General features: G+C 44.2%; 17 protein-coding genes and 1 pseudogene. 11 read left to right on the forward strand and 7 right to left on the reverse strand.

Annotation, left to right across the window (positions count from 1 at the left end; genetic code table 11):
- Positions 1 to 9 precede the first annotated feature (9 nt).
- Together AC3CH4_RS04250 and AC3CH4_RS04255 are read left to right on the forward strand one after the other, a co-directional pair.
- On the forward strand, positions 10 to 765 hold the full coding sequence (locus AC3CH4_RS04250) for a TRAP transporter small permease (RefSeq protein ID WP_017073590.1): 756 nt from the start codon (positions 10 to 12) through the stop codon (positions 763 to 765).
- A gap of 2 nt (positions 766 to 767) precedes the next feature.
- Positions 768 to 2,129 carry a TRAP transporter large permease gene (locus AC3CH4_RS04255; RefSeq protein WP_488543346.1) on the forward strand — a complete coding sequence of 454 codons (1,362 nt, stop codon included), beginning with the start codon at positions 768 to 770 and terminating at the stop codon, positions 2,127 to 2,129.
- A 31-nt stretch (positions 2,130 to 2,160) separates the two neighbouring features.
- Here AC3CH4_RS04255 and AC3CH4_RS04260 read toward each other — a convergent pair whose 3' ends face one another.
- The 3 genes from AC3CH4_RS04260 to AC3CH4_RS04270 form a co-directional block, all read right to left on the reverse strand.
- Entirely contained in the window at positions 2,161 to 2,334 is a 174-nt protein-coding gene (locus AC3CH4_RS04260) for a hypothetical protein (protein WP_181360444.1), read from the reverse strand.
- Positions 2,335 to 2,412: 78 nt separating this feature from the next.
- Positions 2,413 to 3,762, reverse strand: a complete 1,350-nt coding sequence (locus AC3CH4_RS04265) for a sigma-54-dependent transcriptional regulator (RefSeq protein WP_488543347.1) — start codon at positions 3,760 to 3,762, stop codon at positions 2,413 to 2,415.
- Positions 3,763 to 3,859: 97 nt separating this feature from the next.
- On the reverse strand, positions 3,860 to 5,707 hold the full coding sequence (locus AC3CH4_RS04270; protein ID WP_488543348.1) for a sensor histidine kinase: 1,848 nt from the start codon (positions 5,705 to 5,707) through the stop codon (positions 3,860 to 3,862).
- A 163-nt stretch (positions 5,708 to 5,870) separates the two neighbouring features.
- Between AC3CH4_RS04270 and AC3CH4_RS04275 the strand changes: the two are divergent.
- The 8 genes and pseudogenes from AC3CH4_RS04275 to AC3CH4_RS04310 all read left to right on the forward strand — a co-directional run.
- Positions 5,871 to 6,053: pseudogene (locus tag AC3CH4_RS04275) on the forward strand (hypothetical protein); the annotation flags it as partial.
- 335 nt (positions 6,054 to 6,388) lie between these two features.
- Complete coding sequence (gene tig / locus AC3CH4_RS04280) at positions 6,389 to 7,687, forward strand: trigger factor (RefSeq protein WP_004736079.1); 1,299 nt, start codon at positions 6,389 to 6,391, stop codon at positions 7,685 to 7,687.
- 105 nt (positions 7,688 to 7,792) lie between these two features.
- On the forward strand, positions 7,793 to 8,419 hold the full coding sequence (clpP, locus tag AC3CH4_RS04285) for an ATP-dependent Clp endopeptidase proteolytic subunit ClpP (RefSeq protein WP_004736080.1): 627 nt from the start codon (positions 7,793 to 7,795) through the stop codon (positions 8,417 to 8,419).
- Positions 8,420 to 8,500: 81 nt separating this feature from the next.
- Entirely contained in the window at positions 8,501 to 9,781 is a 1,281-nt protein-coding gene (gene clpX, locus AC3CH4_RS04290) for an ATP-dependent protease ATP-binding subunit ClpX (protein WP_076678055.1), read from the forward strand.
- 132 nt (positions 9,782 to 9,913) lie between these two features.
- Positions 9,914 to 12,265, forward strand: a complete 2,352-nt coding sequence (gene lon / locus AC3CH4_RS04295) for an endopeptidase La (RefSeq protein ID WP_488543349.1) — start codon at positions 9,914 to 9,916, stop codon at positions 12,263 to 12,265.
- 191 nt (positions 12,266 to 12,456) lie between these two features.
- Positions 12,457 to 12,729 (forward strand): HU family DNA-binding protein, encoded by a 273-nt coding sequence (locus tag AC3CH4_RS04300; protein WP_004736083.1) that lies wholly within the window; start codon positions 12,457 to 12,459, stop codon positions 12,727 to 12,729.
- Between the two features lie 220 nt (positions 12,730 to 12,949).
- Positions 12,950 to 14,815 (forward strand): peptidylprolyl isomerase, encoded by a 1,866-nt coding sequence (gene ppiD, locus AC3CH4_RS04305; protein ID WP_488543350.1) that lies wholly within the window; start codon positions 12,950 to 12,952, stop codon positions 14,813 to 14,815.
- A 261-nt stretch (positions 14,816 to 15,076) separates the two neighbouring features.
- On the forward strand, positions 15,077 to 15,376 hold the full coding sequence (locus AC3CH4_RS04310; RefSeq protein WP_004736087.1) for a ComEA family DNA-binding protein: 300 nt from the start codon (positions 15,077 to 15,079) through the stop codon (positions 15,374 to 15,376).
- Here AC3CH4_RS04310 and rrtA read toward each other — a convergent pair.
- Entirely contained in the window at positions 15,367 to 15,915 is a 549-nt protein-coding gene (gene rrtA / locus AC3CH4_RS04315; RefSeq protein ID WP_171311979.1) for a rhombosortase, read from the reverse strand. The genes AC3CH4_RS04310 and rrtA overlap by 10 nt on opposite strands.
- 9 nt (positions 15,916 to 15,924) lie before the next feature.
- Here rrtA and AC3CH4_RS04320 point away from each other — a divergent pair, with 9 nt between their 5' ends.
- Positions 15,925 to 16,524: a tRNA-uridine aminocarboxypropyltransferase gene (locus tag AC3CH4_RS04320; protein WP_108112090.1), complete on the forward strand. Its 600-nt coding sequence runs from the start codon at positions 15,925 to 15,927 to the stop codon at positions 16,522 to 16,524.
- Between the two features lie 26 nt (positions 16,525 to 16,550).
- Here the strand turns inward: AC3CH4_RS04320 and AC3CH4_RS04325 are convergent, their stop codons facing one another.
- The 3 genes from AC3CH4_RS04325 to AC3CH4_RS04335 form a co-directional block, all read right to left on the reverse strand.
- The gene (locus tag AC3CH4_RS04325; protein WP_171311981.1) at positions 16,551 to 17,894 is read right to left on the reverse strand and encodes an anti-phage deoxyguanosine triphosphatase; all 1,344 of its coding nucleotides are present in this window, start codon (positions 17,892 to 17,894) and stop codon (positions 16,551 to 16,553) included.
- A gap of 54 nt (positions 17,895 to 17,948) precedes the next feature.
- Positions 17,949 to 18,533 (reverse strand): 5'-deoxynucleotidase, encoded by a 585-nt coding sequence (gene yfbR, locus AC3CH4_RS04330; RefSeq protein ID WP_017080360.1) that lies wholly within the window; start codon positions 18,531 to 18,533, stop codon positions 17,949 to 17,951.
- Between the two features lie 332 nt (positions 18,534 to 18,865).
- Positions 18,866 to 20,098 carry a pyridoxal phosphate-dependent aminotransferase gene (locus AC3CH4_RS04335; protein WP_114633134.1) on the reverse strand — a complete coding sequence of 411 codons (1,233 nt, stop codon included), beginning with the start codon at positions 20,096 to 20,098 and terminating at the stop codon, positions 18,866 to 18,868.
- Between the last annotated feature and the right edge of the window lie 280 nt (positions 20,099 to 20,378).

Here is a 20,378-nt window from a genome sequence, read left to right on the forward strand (position 1 = left end):
GAGTCAATTATGGATAATCCTCAAATGGAACAACCAAATTCTAGCGAATCAGCACTGGATACCTCTCTTTTTTCCAAAGTCGGAAGAGTTACGGATGTGATTGAAGAGTCATTAATCGCATTTTTCCTTGGCGCAATGACGCTACTTACTTTTGCCAATGTGGTATTTCGATACGCATTCAATGGCAATATCTTGTGGGCATTAGAACTGACGGTGTTCATGTTCGCTTGGATGGTGTTAGTGGGCGCATCTTATGGCGTTAAAAAACACTTCCACATTGGCGTTGATGTCATTATTAACCTTGCCCCAGAAAAGCTACGTAAAGTGTATGCGTTAATCGCCGTTACAAGCTGCTTGGCCTTTTCTATCCTACTTCTTATCGGTTCTTGGAATTACTGGTACCCGTTCGCGACCGAACGAGCTTGGTATGAAACCGATGATATTCCAATGCCAGAGATGCTTCAGTTTCTTGCCGACTGGCTGAATGAAGGCGAGCGATACGAGAAACTGCCACGTTTTATTCCTTATATGGCGCTGCCGATTGGTATGGCAATGCTGACGTTCCGATTCATCCAAATCGCTTATCAAGTGGCGACGGGCAAGCTTGACCGCATGATTGCAGGCCATGAAGCCGAAGAAGAGCTGGATGCATTGAAAGCTGATGTGTTAGCGGGTTCTGATGAAGACGCGACAGCGGTATTGGATTCGACTAAGCAAAACAAGGCGAACGAGTCGGGTACAAAATCTAACGGTAAGGAAGACTAATCATGGCAATGTTATTTCTATTTTTAATGGTAATTGCTTTCATGTTGGTCGGTGTACCAATTGCGATTTCCCTTGGTTTATCGAGCGTCATATTCTTGTTGATGCACTCTGATGCGTCACTAGCTTCGGTTGCACAAACGCTGTTTAATGCATTTGCAGGCCACTACACACTCTTAGCGATCCCTTTCTTTATCTTGGCCTCTAGCTTCATGTCCACAGGTGGTGTGGCGAAACGTATTATCCGTTTTGCTATCGCAATGGTCGGCTGGTTCCGCGGCGGTTTAGCGATGGCGTCGGTTGTGGCATGTATGATGTTCGCAGCGTTATCTGGGTCGTCTCCAGCAACGGTAGTGGCAATCGGTAGTATTGTTATCGCAGGCATGATCAAAAACGGCTACACAAAAGAATTCGCGGCAGGGGTTATCTGTAATGCAGGTACTTTGGGTATATTGATCCCACCGTCAATTGTTATGGTTGTTTACGCTGCGGCGACGGATGTATCTGTAGGTCGTATGTTCCTCGGTGGCGTTATTCCTGGCCTGTTGGCCGGTGTGATGTTGATGATTGCTATCTACATTGCCGCTCGTATTAAAAAAATTCCAGCGCAGCCGTTTGTTGGCTGGGGAGAAATGTTTTCTGCAGCAAAAGATGCAAGTTGGGGCTTACTGTTAATCGTCATCATTTTGGGCGGTATTTACGGCGGTATTTTCACACCTACAGAAGCGGCGGCAGTAGCTGCGGTTTATGCATTCTTTATTGCTAACTTTATCTACAAAGATATGGGTCCATTTGCTGATAAAGCAAACAAGAAGCCAGCGCTGGTTAAAATATTCCAAACCTTTGTTCATAAAGATACAAAAGACACGCTTTATGACGCAGGTAAGCTGACCATCATGCTGTTGTTTATCATTGCCAATGCTCTGATTCTTAAGCACGTACTGACGGAAGAACGTATTCCTCAGATGATCACAGAATCCATGCTCTCTGCAGGTTTAGGACCGATAACCTTCCTGATTGTGGTGAACGTTCTTTTGCTCATTGGTGGTCAGTTCATGGAACCATCAGGTTTGTTGATCATCGTTGCACCTTTGGTCTTCCCAATTGCGATTGCACTCGGTATCGACCCAATTCACCTAGGTATCATGATGGTGGTGAACATGGAGATAGGGATGATAACCCCGCCTGTTGGGCTCAACTTATTTGTGACCGCCGGGGTCGCCAAGATGTCGATGATGAATGTAGTGAAAGCAGCCTTACCTTGGGTCGGCGTCATGTTCTTATTCTTGATCATCGTAACGTATGTGCCTTGGGTTTCAACGTGGTTACCAACCACGTTGATGGGGCCGGAAATCATTACTAAATAGAGTTAATTAATCACGAATAGGTGAGGAGGTATCATACCTCCTCATCAATATTCCTGCCGAAGTTCAAATGAGAGTCGCTCTGTTGATAGAGGGCTCTTTTTGCTTCTAATTCAGGAGTGTTTAGGTCGACATGTTGATCGATATAATAAACACCATCTATCTCCAACGTATCAGTAATTGATGGAACTTTTGTTTTCTCACCCATAACCGCTTCCTTATTAACTTTATTGCATAACATCCTGTTAGCGAATTAAGTATAGGTGATCTTGCTCGCATATCTAATTTAGTTTTCGTTCTGTCGGTATGACTCTTTCGCAAGTTGATGTTTTTGCATCTTGTCATAGAGAGTTTTACGTGGAATTTGAAGCCTTTCCATGGTCTCTTTTATGCTGCCATTACACTCAATAAGCGCTTGCTTTAATGTGTTTTTCTCAAAGTCAGAGACGAGTTCCGTTAGTGACAAATGTTGAGTTGATCCGGCGGTGTTGTCTGATAAATGAGACAGCTTGCCTAAAAGCACAAAACGCTCGGCTGTGTTGCGTAATTCTCGTACGTTTCCGGGCCAATTGTGGGTTAAAAGTTCGTGTAGCTCTTGTTGAGGAATCGCGGGAGCGGTCTTGCCATAACGAGCGGCTGCGACCAATAAGAAGTGGTGGAAGAGTGCTGGGATATCCTCTTGGCGGCTTCTCAACGGCGGTAAATCTAGGGTGACAACATTCAACCGGTAGTAAAGGTCTTGTCTGAAAGTTCCTTCTTCAGCTGCCTTTTTCAAGTCAACTTTGGTTGCGGCGATTACTCGAATATCAAGTGGGACCAATCCGTTTGAGCCAACTCTTTCGATGACGCGTTCTTGCAAGACACGTAACAGGCGAATTTGTGCCTGCATCGGCATGGATTCTATCTCATCTAAAAATAGGGTTCCGCCTTGAGCAAACTCGAACTTGCCAATGCGTTTACTCTCAGCACCTGTGAATGCGCCTTTTTCATGGCCATACAACTCACTTTCAATCAGATTTTCTGGAACCGCCCCGCAATTGACGGCAACAAAGTTTTGTTCTCGTCGACTGCTTTGCTCGTGTAGGGATCGTGCGACTAATTCTTTGCCCGTGCCTGTCTCACCAAACAACAAAATATCGGCGTTAGTGTCGGCAACGTGGGTGATGATAGAACGCAGCTCGGTCATTGATTGCGTGTCACCAATGATTCTTGGTCCAAGCGCTTTACTGGCTTTGAGAGAGCGCTTTAATTCAAGATTCTCAAGGGTAAGTTGGCGTTTTTCTATCGCTCGCTTAGTGGTTTCGATTAGACGTTCATTGGCGAACGGCTTTTCAATGAAGTCATACGCGCCGTCTTGGATTGCTTGTACGGCCATGGAGATATCGCCGTGGCCAGTGATCATGATTACGGGGACTTCTTTGTCTTTGTGCATTACGGTGTTGAGCAAGTCATGCCCGGAAATACCCGGTAAACAGATATCAGTGATGATGACGTGGGGTAAGCCGTTCTCTTGAATTGCGAGCAGAGCAGATTCGGCATCGGGAAAGAACTCCGCTTCAATATCGGCGAGCTCAAAGCTCTGTTCAATCGCCATTCTTAGATCGGATTCATCATCAATGAAATAGACGTGACACATAGTGATTCCTTTACTTCTTTGTATTCTGATTATCGCTGAGTTTTTTGCTTGTTGGTTGGCTCGCTTGTTCAATAGCTAACTTGTTAACGGTTTAATCTCAGTCTGTTGTTTTTGCTTTACGTAATGGTTCTTCTTGCTGTTTTTGTTGCTGCTGCTGTTCAAGAAGGGGCAACTCTATGCTGAATCGAGCACCACCTTGAGGGCTGTGACCGGTAACGAGCTTGCCGTTGATTCCGCGGATTATTTGTTGAGAAATCGATAACCCAAGTCCAAGTCCATTTTTCTTGGTGGTATGGAAAGGTTCAAAAAAATCTCCGCTCGAAGAGGAAGTGAAGCCGGGGCCATTATCATCGACATGAATCAGCAAGGTGCTGGCTTGTTGGTCGGATTCCCTAATCTCTAACAGAATAGCTAATTGCTTGTCGTCTTGTTGTTCCATCGCCTGAATCGCGTTGGTCAGCAAATTAATGATCACTTGTTCCAATTGGATGGCGTTGGCGAGCACGCAAGCATCAAAGGTTTCAGGGAGTTCGTTGACCTTAACTCGTTCACTCTTGAGTTGTGGTTTCATCAGCTCTCTTGACGAGTGCAATACGGGAAGTATCTGCAACGTATGTAATTCTTCCGCGGTGGATTTCTTTGCAAAAGAGCGAAGCTGGTGGCTGATTTTCGCCATGCGATCAGTGAGCGCTGAGATTCGCGAGAGGTTGTCATCGACACGATCGATCTTTTCTTTGGCAAGAAACAGTCGGCCGTTGTCGGCATAACTGCGAATCGCAGCGAGAGGGTTATTTAACTCATGGCTGATGCTTGCCGACATTTGCCCTAGCACCGCCAGTTTCGCGGCTTGGATGAGTTCGTCTTGTGTCTGTCTCAGTACATGTTCGGTTTCGATACGATGTTTAATTTCGACGTGCAGCTCTGATGTGCGCTCAAGCACTTGAAATTCTAGCTTTTGCTTGGCTTCAGATTGCAGCCTATCAATTTGGGCACGCCTTTGTTGTCGATGGTGATTGAGCTGCATCGTTAGATAAATAATCGCAAAGATAAGGCTGAGAACTACAAGGTAAGCCACCAAGTCCCACCAAACTAAGTGGGTCGGAGAAAATACTCGTATGGTGAGTTTCGGTTCGGCTAAGAAGCGTGAAGAGCTAAAGAATTGCTCTTGGACGAGCTTGTGCGGAGACTCAATATTGCTAGTAGCACTCTCGAAATCACCAGAGAAGTGAAGGCTTTCTATTTTGGTATCGAGATATTGTCTGCTTTCTTGAATTCGAGCTTGCTGTGCTTGGCTCAGCGGCTGAAGGCTCTTGAACAGCCATTCAGGATTACTCGACATGAATACGATTTGGTCTTTATCGTCAGCAACAAAAAAACTCTGTTTGCCTTTCCAACTTGCTTCAATCAGCGATAAATCCATCTTTACGACAATGACGCCAATAATCTCAGCGGCATAGGAGACGGGGTAAGAATAATAATAGCCTCGCTTCCCAGACGTTGAACCTAGCGCAAAGTATTGATTTTCATTACCTTGAATGGCTTCTTGATAGTAGGGACGGAAAGCAAAGTTTCGACGAATAAAAGAATGCGGTTGATTCCAGTTACTGGCTGCGATAGTGGTGCCAATGCTGTCTAATAAATAAGTGTCGGACGCTTGAATCACCGAATTTACGTGCTCTAGATAGCGATTGGTGAGTTCGATTTGCGCAGAGTTACTTGGAGAGTGAAGGGCATCGACCAGTTCTTTGTCTTTTGAAAGCAGCTCGGGAATGTGCGCGAACTTATCCAATTGGTTTGAAATATGAACCGAAAAGCGATCTAGCTTAGATTGATGATCATTTAACAAACTTTCATGACTTGTACTCCACACCCAATGACCGCCAAAGACCATCAGTAGACTGTATATGGCCATTAATAGTATTGGGATTCTAAAAGCTTGAAACATGAAGGCTCTCCGCTAATTTCTTTGGTAATCAATCAAGCCCGTCTTCTCTCATTTATGGTAGCAAATAGCGGTAGTTTTTGCTGAAAGGAGAAAGTCGACAGGTGGGGGTAGGTTAAGGGTTTGTAACGGGGATTGTTGAAAAAGTTATCGACTCTGAGGGGTAAAACAAGAGCAAGATCTCTTTTTAAGGTTTTTAGCAAAAAAAGCCCTCGATTCCCTTGAAAAAGTCGCTATTGTCCCCATTTCTGTTGTGCTAAGTGATGATTTGATCGTTTTTGTATCATTTAGTTGGACGAATTTAGAGCATTCATCATCATGCAGAGGTGAACGGCTCGACAGAGATTAAACAGATCGCTAGAATGTCGCATCTAAAATTTCTGTCCTGAGGCTAATCGGAGATACCTTTCTTGTTTCCGAAAACAAGCTTCACTGCTTTTTGTAAGTACGTGAGAACGTTTTATAACTGCGTGAGAACGTTCAATAAGCATGTGAAGAACGAAGATATCGCTGATTAGTCTGGTGTTTGGTTGAATAATCAATTCAGACATCAATGCTCGATTTTAAATTAGGTGTTCGGATAGAGCACTACACAAGAATGCAGCCAACAACGTCGGCTTTTGAATTAAAGCTAAGTTACGGCTCATATGCTCAGATTACTGAGCCAGTTTTGAGGTTTATATAATGCAAGTTACTGTTGAAACGCTAGAAGGCCTAGAGCGCCGTCTTAATATTACTGTTCCTGCTGCTAACATCGAAGATGCAGTTACAGCTGAACTACGCAACATCGCGAAAAACCGTCGTTTCGATGGTTTCCGTAAAGGCAAAGTGCCTATGAAGATGGTTGCTAAAATGTACGGCAAAGCAGTACGTCAAGACGTGATGGGCGAAGTAATGCAACGTCACTTCATCGAAGCGATCGTTAAAGAGAAAATCAACCCAGCTGGCGCACCTACTTTCGCACCAGTTGAAAACAACGAAGGCGCTGACCTAGTATTCAACGCAACTTTTGAAGTTTACCCAGAAGTTGAGCTGAAAGGTCTAGAAAACATCACTGTTGAGAAACCAGCAGTAGAAGTTAAAGAAGCTGACGTTGAAGAGATGATCGAAACTCTACGTAAGCAACAAGCAACTTGGACTGAAGTTGAAGCTGCTGCTGACGCTGGTTCTCGTGCAACTATCGACTTCGTTGGTTCTATCGACGGTGAAGAGTTCGAAGGCGGTAAAGCTGAAAACTTCCCACTAGAGATGGGTGCTGGTCGCATGATCCCTGGTTTTGAAGACGGTATCGTTGGTAAAACAGCAGGTATGGAATTCGAAATCGAAGTAAACTTCCCAGAAGATTACCACGCTGAAAACCTAAAAGGTAAAGCTGCTAAGTTCTCTATCAAGCTGAACAAAGTTGAAGCTCGTGAGCTTCCAGAACTAAACGAAGAATTCGTTTCTAAGTTCGGCGCAGCTGAAGGCGTTGAAGGCCTTAAAGCTGAAGTTCGTAAGAACATGGAGCGTGAGCTTAAGCAAGCTGTTAAGAACCGCATCAAAGAGCAAGCAATCGACGGTCTAGTTAATGAAAACAACATCGACGTACCTTCTGCTCTAATCGATCAAGAGATCGGTGTTCTACGTCAACAAGCTGCTCAACGTTTCGGTGGCAACACTGAAGCTGCTGACCAACTTCCACGTGAGCTGTTCGAAGAGCAAGCTAAACGTCGCGTAGTTGTAGGTCTTCTTCTTGGTGAAGTAATCAAGACTGAAGAGCTAAAAGCTGATGACGAGAAAGTTAAAGCTATCATCGAAGAGATGGCTACAGCATACGAAGATCCAACTGAAGTTATTGCTTACTACGAGCAAAACGAGCAAATGATGAACAACATGCGCAATGTTGCTCTAGAAGAGCAAGCTATTGATGCAATCATCGCTAAAGCTCAAGTTTCTGATAAAGAAGTTAGCTTCAACGAGCTAATGAATCAGCAACCTGCTTAATATAGTAATATCTGACGTAGAAGGTTGACGTACGGTCAACAATTCTGCTAACAATGGTCCGTATGATTTAATCATTCGGGCCATTTATTTTAGGGACATAAGAATATGAGCTACCAAGAAAAAAATACAATGCCATCGATTATGGACGCACTAGTTCCTATGGTGGTTGAACAGACTTCCCGTGGTGAACGTTCTTACGATATTTATTCTCGTCTATTAAAAGAACGTATCATTTTCTTAACAGGTCAAGTGGAAGACCACATGGCAAATCTTGTCGTGGCTCAACTGCTTTTCTTGGAATCAGAAAACCCAGACAAAGATATCTATCTTTACATCAACTCACCTGGCGGTAGCGTAACAGCGGGCATGTCTATCTATGACACAATGCAGTTCATCAAGCCAAACGTGAGCACAGTATGTATGGGTCAAGCTTGCTCTATGGGTGCATTCTTACTAGCGGGTGGTACTCCTGGTAAGCGTCACGTGCTTCCAAACTCACGTGTAATGATTCACCAGCCACTTGGCGGCTTCCAAGGCCAAGCGTCTGATATTCAAATTCACGCGCAAGAGATCCTAACGATCAAACAAAAGCTAAACAAACTATTGGCAGAGCACACTGGTCAGCCTTTAGAAGTTGTTGAGCGTGATACAGATCGTGATAATTTTATGTCTGCTGATCAAGCAGTAGAATACGGCTTGGTAGATTCAGTTCTTAATCACCGCGGTCAATAATTGCACGGCAATTGTTTAACGCAAAGTGATTCAAATTGATATACACTCAAGCATAGAGAGTAAAGGCTAAGAGGTTAGCGAATGACAGATAAAAGCAAAGAGGGTGGTAGCGGTAAACTGCTTTACTGCTCTTTCTGTGGCAAAAGCCAACACGAAGTTCGCAAGTTAATCGCAGGTCCTTCTGTTTACATTTGTGATGAATGTGTCGATCTTTGTAACGACATTATTCGTGAAGAAATTAAAGATGTTCTTCCTAAGAAAGAATCGGAATCGCTGCCAACGCCGCGTGAGATTCGTGAGCATCTTGACGACTATGTAATCGGTCAAGAATACGCGAAGAAAGTGCTAGCAGTTGCGGTATACAACCACTACAAGCGTTTGCGTAATGGTGACACGACAGCTGAAGGCGTAGAGCTAGGTAAGAGTAACATTCTTCTTATCGGTCCTACTGGTAGTGGTAAAACACTACTGGCTGAAACACTGGCTCGTTTCCTGGACGTTCCTTTCACAATGGCAGATGCAACAACACTAACCGAAGCCGGTTATGTGGGCGAAGATGTTGAAAACATCATCCAGAAGTTGCTTCAGAAGTGTGATTATGACGTAGCGAAAGCAGAACGCGGCATTGTTTACATCGATGAAATCGACAAGATTTCTCGTAAAGCTGAAAACCCATCAATCACGCGTGACGTGTCTGGTGAAGGTGTACAGCAAGCTCTACTAAAACTTGTTGAAGGTACAGTTGCTTCAGTTCCACCTCAAGGTGGTCGTAAGCATCCACAGCAAGAGTTCTTGCAAGTGGACACGTCTAAGATCCTATTTATTTGTGGCGGAGCATTCTCTGGCCTAGATAAAGTGATTGAACAACGTGTAGAAAAAGGTTCGAGCATTGGTTTTGGCGCAGAAGTGCGTTCAAAAGACGAAGCAAAAACTGTGGGTGAATTGTTCACTCAAGTTGAACCTGAAGATCTGGTGAAGTACGGTCTAATTCCGGAATTCATTGGTCGTCTACCCGTGACAACGACATTGACAGAACTTGATGAAGAAGCTCTAGTTCAAATTCTTTGTGAACCGAAGAATGCGCTTACTAAGCAGTACGCAGCATTATTTGAAATCGAAGAGACTGAATTAGAATTCCGCGAAGATGCTCTACGTGCAATTGCGAAGAAAGCAATGGAACGTAAAACGGGTGCTCGTGGTCTGCGTTCTATCTTGGAGGGTGTTCTACTAGAAACTATGTACGAACTGCCATCTTCGACAGATGTAAGCAAGGTTGTGATTGATGAGTCGGTAATTAATGGTGAGTCAGAACCACTATTGATTTACAGCAACTCAGATAACCAAGCCGCGGTTGCAGAGTAGGTCTTTTTTAGACAAGTCACTCAAATTGAAAAAGGAGGTAAGCAATTACCTCCTTTTTTTTATTCTTCCATTGAATCCAGTCGTTTAAGCCCCATATACTGCTTTATAAGTTAAAGCGGAAGAGAGAAATATATGAACTTGGAACGTTCCGAGCGTATCGAAATCCCCGTGCTACCTCTACGTGATGTAGTGGTTTACCCACACATGGTTATTCCATTGTTTGTCGGTCGTGAAAAATCGATTACTTGCCTTGAATCGGCAATGGAAGCTAACAAACAAGTACTACTTGTAGCGCAGAAAGAAGCGGACACTGATGAGCCTTCAATCGAAGACCTATTTAATGTAGGTACCGTTGCTACCATTCTTCAGTTACTTAAGCTCCCTGACGGTACTGTAAAAGTACTTGTTGAAGGTCAGCAGCGTGCAAAAATTCACCAATTTAAAGAAAGTGAATTTTTCCTAGCGGATGCCGAATACGTTGTAACCTCAGAACTTGACGAAAAAGAACAAGAAGTGGTTGTTCGCAGTGCGATCAATCAATTCGAAGGCTTTATTAAGCTAAACAAAAAAATTCCACCAGAAGTTCTCACTTCTCTGAACGGTATTGATGAGGCTGCACGCCTAGCCGATACGATTGCAGCGCACATGCCACTTAAGTTGGTAGATAAGCAGCACGTTCTAGAAATTGCAGATGTGACTGAACGTCTGGAATTCTTAATGGGCCAAATGGAGTCAGAAATTGACATCCTGCAAGTTGAAAAACGCATTCGTGGCCGCGTTAAGAAGCAGATGGAAAAATCTCAGCGCGAGTACTACCTGAATGAGCAAATGAAAGCGATTCAGAAAGAACTGGGCGAGATGGATGACGCACCTGATGAATTCGAGACTCTGAAGAAGAAGATCGAAGATTCAAAAATGCCTCAAGAAGCTCGTGAAAAAACCGAGCAAGAACTGCAAAAACTGAAAATGATGTCGCCAATGTCTGCTGAAGCAACAGTAGTACGTAGCTACATCGATTGGATGGTTGGTGTTCCTTGGGCTAAGCGTTCGAAAGTTAAGAAGAATTTAGCGAAAGCGGAAGAGGTCTTGAATGAAGACCACTACGGCTTAGAGCGTGTTAAAGAACGTATCCTTGAATACTTGGCAGTACAAAATCGAATTAACAAGCTAAAAGGTCCAATCCTTTGTCTTGTTGGTCCTCCTGGTGTAGGTAAAACCTCGCTAGGCCGTTCGATTGCAGCGGCAACGGGCCGTAAGTACACTCGTATGGCTCTTGGTGGCGTACGTGACGAAGCGGAAATCCGCGGTCACCGTCGTACTTACATCGGTTCACTTCCGGGTAAACTGATCCAGAAGATGTCTAAAGTTGGTGTTAAGAACCCACTGTTCCTATTAGATGAAATCGATAAGATGTCTTCTGATATGCGTGGCGACCCATCTTCAGCGCTTCTAGAAGTGTTAGATCCAGAGCAAAACGTTGCATTCAACGATCACTACCTAGAAGTAGATTATGATCTGTCAGACGTCATGTTTGTTGCAACGTCTAACTCAATGGACATTCCTGGCCCGTTACTGGACCGTATGGAAGTGATTCGTCTGTCGGGTTACACAGAAGATGAAAAACTGAACATCGCTAAAAGTCACTTACTGGACAAACAAGTTCAACGTAACGGTCTTAAGCCTCACGAGATTAATATCGAAGATTCAGCTATCGTTGGCATTATTCGTTATTACACGCGTGAAGCGGGCGTGCGTAATCTAGAGCGTGAAATCTCGAAGATTTGTCGTAAAGCAGTTAAGAATATCTTGCTAGACAGCAGCCTTAAGACTGTAACGGTTAACATTGATAACCTGAAAGAGTACTTAGGCGTTCAACGTCATGACTTTGGTAAAGCGGATGAGAGTAACCGTATCGGTCAGGTGACTGGTTTAGCGTGGACTCAAGTGGGTGGTGACCTACTGACTATCGAAACTGAATCAATGCCAGGTAAAGGTAAGTTAACGCAAACCGGTTCTCTTGGCGATGTGATGAAAGAGTCGATTCAAGCAGCCATGACTGTGGTTCGTTCTCGTGCGGAAAATCTGGGTATTAACACAGATTTCTACGAGAAACGTGATATTCACGTTCACGTACCGGAAGGTGCAACACCAAAAGATGGCCCAAGTGCGGGTATCGCAATGTGTACTGCATTGGTATCCAGTCTAACGGGTAATCCTGTGAAAGCTGAGGTCGGTATGACAGGTGAAATTACCCTTCGTGGTGAAGTTTTACCTATCGGTGGTTTGAAAGAAAAACTGCTTGCAGCACACCGTGGCGGCATCAAAACTGTCTTGATTCCTAAAGACAATGAGCGTGATTTGGAAGAGATTCCAGACAATGTAATCGCTGACTTAAAGGTGATTCCGGTCCAATGGATTGATGAAGTACTTAAAGTCGCGCTAGAACGAGATCCGTCAGGGGTCGAGTTTGACGTGAAAAAATAGTGATGCATAGCAAAAATAAGTAAAGAATTACGCTGATAGACCCGAAAAGGCTTGTCAGCGTTTTTTTTGGACGCTAAGTTATTTGACTAAAGCGGCAGCCCTTTTGCAATAAGGCTTGCGGCTAAATTAAAACCAAAATGGAACGTACAGTCATCGAGAAGTAGTCACAGATGACACATAGGGGAAAAACAGTGAATAAAACACAACTAGTAGAATCAATCGCAGAAAACGCAGACATCTCTAAAGCTTCAGCTGGTCGCGCTCTAGACGCTTTCATCGAAGCAGTTGGCACAACGCTACAATCAGGTGACCAAGTTGCACTTGTTGGCTTTGGTACTTTCAGTGTTCGTACTCGTGCTGCTCGTACAGGTCGTAACCCAAAAACTGGTGAAGAGATCCAAATCGCTGAAGCTAAAGTACCTGGCTTCAAAGCGGGTAAAGCACTTAAAGACGCATGTAACTAATTTTTGTTGCTGAAACCTCAAACTTTAAGAGGGGAAGGCAGTAAAATGCGTTTACTGTTTGAAAAATGATGTTTCATTTTTAGACAGTATGTGTACAAAGCACATTGAACTTATTTAAATTATGCGCATCCTACTGATGCGCATTTCTTTTTCTGATAATATCGCGTGAATAGATTTTTATTTTGAAGCCAATGCTTCATATCCGGAGAGCACTTAAATTATGATGGATCGATTACGCGAAGGCGTGAATAGCATCGCGGTAAAAATTATCCTTGGGTTGATTATCCTGTCATTCGTATTCGCAGGTGTGGGCAGCTACATCACCGGTGGCGGTAACAACGCAGCAGCTAAAGTTGGCAACACAGAAATTGCTCGTGGTGAGTTTGAACAAGCTTACCAAAACGAACGTAATCGCATGCAATCTCAACTTGGCGATTACTTCGCTCAAATGCTTGCAGACCCTGCATACGTAGAGTCTTTCCGTAAGTCAGTCCTTGATCGCATGATCAACGATGTTCTACTTGAGCAGCAAGCCGAGTCTTTAGGCCTACGAATCAGTGATTCTCAAATCCGTACAATGATTCTAGAAATGCCTCAATTCCAAACGGCTGGTCAATTCGATCAAGATATTTACCAATCAGCACTGCGCCGTGCAGGTTTCAGCGCAGAAAGCTTCGCTGAATACATGCGTCGTGACCTAATGCGTAACCAGCTTGTGACTGCGCTTCAAGGCAGTGAATTTGTTCTTCAAGGCGAAATCGATACGCAAAGCAAACTTATTGCTCAAACTCGTGACATTCGTACAGTGACCTTGTCTGTTGCTGATCTAGCGAAAGACATCGAGCTAACTGACGAGCAAATCGAACAGTACTATTCTGAGAACCCTCAAGCTTACACTCGTCCAGAGCAAGCTAAGGTGTCTTACATCGAGCTTTCAGCTGAAGCACTTAAGTCTCAGCTTGAAGTAAGCGATGAAGAAGCACAGAAATACTACCAAGAGCACCTAGACAAGTACTCAACTGAAGAGCAACGTAAAGTTAGTCACATCTTAGTTCAAGGCGATGACGAAGCGAAAGCTCAGTCAATCCTAGACGAGCTAAATGCAGGCGCTGATTTTGCTACGCTAGCGGAAGAGAAATCTGACGACTTCGGTAGTGCAGATGTTGGCGGTGACTTAGGTTGGATTGAACGCGATGTTATGGATCCTGCATTCGAAGACGCGGCTTTCGCTCTTGAGAATATTGGAGATACTACTGGACTAGTTAAATCTGATTTTGGCTACCACATCATCAAGCTAGACGAAGTAAAAGCGTCTCAAGCTCAGCCTTATACAGAAGTAGCTGCTGAGATTAAGCAAGAACTACTAGATCAGCATGCTGTAGACCAGTTCTACGAACAGCAAACTGAACTAGAAAAAGTAGCGTTTGAATTCCCAGATTCTTTGGATGATTCTGCTGAAGCTATCAATGCGAAGATTACGACAACTGATTTCATCTCTCAAGTTGACGCTCCGGAAGTTCTGATGACGCCTGCAGTTATGCAAGCTATCTTGAGCCCTGAAGTGAAAGAAGACGGTCTGAACTCTGAAGTTATCGAAGTTGCACCTGAGCACGTGATTGTTGTTCGTGTAGAAGAGACTCGCGACGAAACAGTTCTTCCTCTAACTGAAGTGAAAGATCAAGTTGTCGCTGCATTGTCTGCTGTACAAGCTGAGCAACAAGCAGTTGAGCTAGGTGTTTCTCTAGTGAACGAGCTTAAGCAAGGTAACGAAGCAGTACTTGCAGATAACAACCTTGAGTTCACTGAACTTGAAACGATTGACCGTAACTCGCCACTAGCGGCGTCTGTATTCGCTCTAGCGAAACCAGAAGCAGGTCAAGCTGTGTTCGGTCAATCTAAAGACCAAGACGGTAACATCGTTGTTGTTGAGCTTTCTAAAGTAACGGCTGAAATCAACCCAGCTTACAGCACTCAAATTGGTGCACAGTTGGAACGAGTTGGTAATCAGCAAGACCTTACTAATGTATTAAACGTACTGCGTAAAAATGCAGACGTTGAATACTACGTAGTGGGTCAAGGTCAGTAAGCTCAGGTTAGCTTGAGTTAGCTTAGCTCGGTAGTTAAGCCTGTTAGGTGACTGACTACCGAGAATCAACATGCGATGGTTGTTGTTTTGCAAATTAGGTTTATTCGATAAATCAGATTTGTGAGCCAACAAACAAACTGATGAAAACAAGATGTATAACGAAGCGGGTCACTTAGGTGACCCGCTTTATTTTTGTCTGGTGATTGTGTTATCTAGTGCGGCAAATGCATAAATTACGTTTTTTGTTCAAAGGAACGGTTTATGCGCACGATATATTCAACACTACTTCTTTCATTTCTGATGGCCCTTAGCTCCCCAGCGTTTTCTGATAGTCCAACTAAAGCTGAGCTTTACGATGGCATCGAGATTACGGTAAACATCAATACTGCGACTGCAGAAGAACTCTCAGCGCTATTAGTTGGTGTTGGGGACAAGAAAGCCCAAGAGATCGTCGATTACAGAGATCAAAACGGTGCGTTTACGACTGCTGATGATTTGGTGAGTGTGAAAGGGATAGGTGAAGCCACGGTTGAAAAGAACCGCGAAAGAATTCAACTTTGATCCGTTTTTTTACTTGTTAGAAATGAAGCGATAGATATGAAGCCTCCGGCCAGTGCACCTGCTAGGTGGGCTTCAATCGCGACACGAGCATTAATCAGTTCGCCAGTGGTGCTAGAAGGGCCAACAAGCTGCTCCCAAGCGATTTTAGTGATTAATCCCAATACTAACAGCCAACTTGATCTCCTACCGTTTAAAGCCTCACTGAGCGCGAATAAGCCAAACAACCCATGCAAAGTGCCAGATAGGCCAACATAGATCTGAATACTCGAAAACAACAGAGCGATCCCAGTTACTAAACTAATCACAAGCAGAGCAAGAACAAGCTGTTTTTTACTCGGTTGAAACAGATAGCTGATGATCCATAAGCCTGCTAGATTCATCAGCAGGTGCGAGTAGTTGGTATGTGAAAAGTTTCCTGTTAGGATTCGCCACCATTGCCCCTCGGCAATCGCATTGCTATCCCAAACGACCCAAGCTTGTATTGGCTCAAATTGGAATAAGACGCATAAAAGTGAAGTGAAAATTAAAACAGGGTACACATTAAATCCATGTCTCGTTATTGCCCCCAATGCAGCAAGGCTTTGAAAGCTTGTATTTGTCAGTGGGTTACACCACTCGAATCGAATGTTGAGCTTATCATTCTTCAGCACCCATCAGAAGAGCATCGCCCGATGGGAACTGCGCGTATCCTCTCGTTATCCCTAAATAACAGCGTGACGCTTGTCGGTGAAGATTTTTCAGACAACGAACAATTGAACGCATTGCTGGCCAATGAACATTACCAACATGTGATTTTATACCCAAGCGAAAATTCTGTTTCAGTTGAATCTGCGACATGCCCAAGCAAGAAGCTGCGTGTGATTTTATTGGATGGGACGTGGAAGAAGGCGTTCAAGATGTGGCAGGTGTCGAGTAACTTGCATGCGCTGAGCACAGTTCACTTACCGAAAGATCTCAAGGGTAATTATCGAATACGTAAAGCGCCCAGTGAAAACAGCCTTTCTACCGTCGAAGCTGGCTATCATTTGCTTAGCTTGCTAGAGAGTAATGGTGACTTTAGCCCTTTGCTAACGGCATTTGACCAAATGATTCAGTTTCAAATCAATCAAATGCCGCCGGGTGTGTTTGAGAAAAACTACTTAGATTAAGCCGATTCACTGGTACGAGTCAGGAATTAAAACTCGGTATGAGCGGAGAACAATTGCTGATGCATTTTCTGCGCAAGATCATCGGTCATTGATGAGATGTAATCGGCTATCACGCGCATCTTTCTAGGTTCATCTTGATGCTGTAGCCATTGCTTCTTGATGGGTAGTGGCAGCAAGCGTTCAGGATCAGCGCTGAACGCTTCAAACATGTCCATGATGATCTGTTGGCCCTTGTATTCTATGACCTGAACCTGAGGCACTTGAATCACGAACTCGCTGACAAAGTGTTTCAGTTTATCGAGTGTGCCGTCCATGCTCGGTTCAAGCACGGCATTGTAAGCCAATAGCACATTCTCAAAGCTAGCATCCACTCGTTCAATTGAAATACTGGTCAACAGAGCGTTAACTATCCCACCAATCGCATCTTTTCTACGATATTGCTCTCCCGAAAAAAGCATTTCAGTAATCGAATCTAAATGCTCACAGATCCAAGGGTCGGCCATCTCTTCAAGTTGAGGGTAAGCTGAATCTACCCATTGAGCTTTGGTCACAGAGCCAAGCACAATCGCATCTTCTAAATCATGCACGCCATACGCGATGTCATCAGCCAACTCCATGATTGAGCAATCAAGTGACTTATATTTGGTCTTATTGTGCTCAAGTGGCTCGGTATGCGTTTTTCTTTTCTGTTTTAGAAGCTGTTGGTCGCTACTTGAAAGCGGCTCCAGTACCCAGTTAAAAAGTTCTTCATCATGATCGTAGATGCCTTTTGCAGGCATCCAGTCTTTGGCTCGGAGTTGTCGTTGGTGCTTAACAGGCTCAGACTGTAATTTAGCTTGAACTTCGCTAAGAAGTGAAGGGTATTTAATCAGCCCCAACAGAGTGCGTCGAGATAGATTCATCCCGTGATGTTCGGTGTAAGGTTCTAGCTGGGTGACAATGCGAAACGTTTGCGCGTTGCCTTCAAAGCCACCGTGGTCGCGCATCATGTAGTTGAGTGCAACTTCACCACCATGGCCATAAGGCGGATGGCCGATGTCGTGAGCCAAGCACAGTGAATCAATCAAACTGTCTGAGGGCAGTAGGTCTCGAAACTCAGGCTGTTTTTTCTTCAGCTGGGCAACGATACCGGTACCAAGTTGGGCGGCCTCAAGAGAGTGAGTTAGACGAGTACGATGGAAATCATTGACCGTGGTGCCGTGCACTTGGGTTTTTGCTTGTAGGCGACGGAAAGCAGCAGAGTGAAGCACACGCGCACGATCGCGTTGATACGGGCTACGATGGTCATCACGCCTTATTTTCTGTTCATCGTCATTTCGATGTTGCCATTCTTGTTCGAGTTCAAATGGTGGTTCGAGTGGAGAAGTCAAAATAGCACCTATCAATCTGATTTATTTAGCTAATTACACTCAAGTTATACCCAGCTAGCTTATCTCGTCTAGTGATAATTCAAAGCTTGGCGCAAATGTGGTGAGAAAGTAGTCCATTTCTGGGCTTTTACGCTGTTCGAGTGTTTCTTCCAGTCGGCGTTTCGCTTGCTCGTATTCATGATTGCCCGCACTGAGTTCTTCCAAGCATTTTAGGTAAGCGCAGATCGTGTCGGCTTGCTTAACGATGCTTTGCTCTTCTTTGCTTGCTGTTCCAGATATCAAAAACGGGGAGAAGTCGTCTCGGAATTCTTCTGGCAGCATTGAAAGCAGTCTTTGCTCTGCTGCCGCTTCTATCTTTTTATACTCTTGTGCGATGTCTGGATTGTAGTATTTAACTGGCGTCGGTAAATCACCCGTTAGCACTTCACTGGTATCGTGGTACATACCAAGCAGCGCAATGTGCTCGGGGTTGAGCTGGCCATCAAACTTCTTATTTTTAATTAATGCCAAGGCGTGTGCGACGAAAGCAACTTGCAGGCTATGTTCTGAAATGTTCTCACTTGAGACTGATCGCATGAGGGGCCAGCGTTGAATCAGCTTCATACGGGCAAGATGGGCAAAGAAATGGCTTTGTTTCATAAGAGTCCTTTTAGTACCAATCGTAGTAAATAACTGGTCATCCTAGCTTGTTAAAAAACTCGATAACTTTGTTAGAATTTTTGATTGTAGAATAACTACTTACCAAAAAATCCTGCCTTGTTCTCAAGTTTTTTTCCTGCGCTATTTCTGAACACTTACTTACTGTGATTGGTATAAGCAATGCTCCACTCGTATCTTGTGTTAACTCAAACAGTACGAGACAGCGGATACAAAAAAGGCTCCCAAACAGGAGCCCTTTAAGCATAGAAGTGATTGATTACAAGTTAAAGTCTTTTAAAACAGCAAATTGTAGTCATCTTTCTTTGTGCTAATTAACCTTCGATGAGGTCGTCTTGGCTGTAGGTCTGTAAGAAGCGCTCTAGACGACCAATCGCGATTTCTAGGTCTTCGATATGTGGCAGAGTCACGATGCGGAAGTGATCCGGTTTTGGCCAGTTGAAGCCAGTACCTTGAACCAATAGCACCTTCTCTTGCTTAAGGAAATCGAGCACGAATTTCTGATCGTCTTTGATGTTGTACATATTGGTGTCGATCTTAGGGAACAGGTACATCGCGCCTTTTGGTTTCACACAAGAAACGCCAGGGATTTTGTTGATCAGTTCCCATGCACGGTCACGTTGCTCAAGCAGTCGACCACCAGGAAGAATCAGTTCGTTGATACTCTGATAACCACCCAGTGCTGTTTGGATGGCGTGCTGCATTGGTACGTTGGCACACAAACGCATCGAGGCCAGCATTTCTAGTCCTTCAACGTAGCCTTTCGCTATGTGCTTCGGACCCGTCAAGAACATCCAGCCACCACGGAAACCACACACGCGGTAAGCCTTAGATAGACCATTGAATGTGACCATTAGTACGTCTTCAGCAAGCGTTGCGACTGAAGTATGTACGGCACCGTCGTAAAGCACTTTGTCGTAGATTTCATCAGCGAAGATGATCAAACCGTGTTCACGAGCAATCTCAACAACTTGTAATAGGAAATCACGGCTGTATACCGCGCCCGTTGGGTTGTTCGGGTTGATAAGAACGATGCCGCGAGTCTTTGGTGAGATCTTCGCACGCATGTCGTCTAGATCTGGATACCAATCAGCATCTTCATCACACAGGTAGTGAACCGGTGTACCACCAGAAAGCGCAACAGACGCTGTCCATAGTGGGTAGTCCGGAGCGGGAACTAAGATTTCATCACCATTATCCAGTAGCGCCTGCATAGACATAACGATAAGCTCTGATGCGCCATTACCAATGTAAACGTCTTCTACATCAAGGTTACGTAGGCCTTTTTTCTGGTAGTGCTGAACAACCGCTTTGCGGGCTGAATAGATGCCTTTTGAGTCACAGTAACCTTGAGATGTCGGTAGGTTACGGATTACATCAACAAGGATTTCATCAGGGGCGTCAAAACCAAATGGGGCGGGGTTACCAATATTAAGCTTTAGTATTTTATGCCCTTCTTCTTCCATGCGCTTAGCATGTTTGAGTACAGGACCCCTGATTTCGTAGCATACGCTGTTGAGTTTTGACGACATCCCGATATTTTGCATTGCCGATTTCCTGAAATTAATTTAAATACTTTATTAAAGTACCGCAAAATGGGGTTTGATAGAATAAAAATCTGATGAATGTCGCATTTCAGTGTCACGTTTGGTCTTTTTGTTGTCACTCTTTTCTAAATTTTAATTAATCGCTTTCTTTGTTGTTGTCTAAGGTGAATAAAGAGGCTGGATCGCTTAAAATCACAGGAATGTTCAAAAGATATAGTAGATTCTTGATCTAAGTGGGTGCTGCCCATAAAGTATCAAACTAATATAATAATAATTTAGA

The sequence above is a fragment of the Vibrio sp. QJM3NY_26 genome (assembly GCF_057786005.1).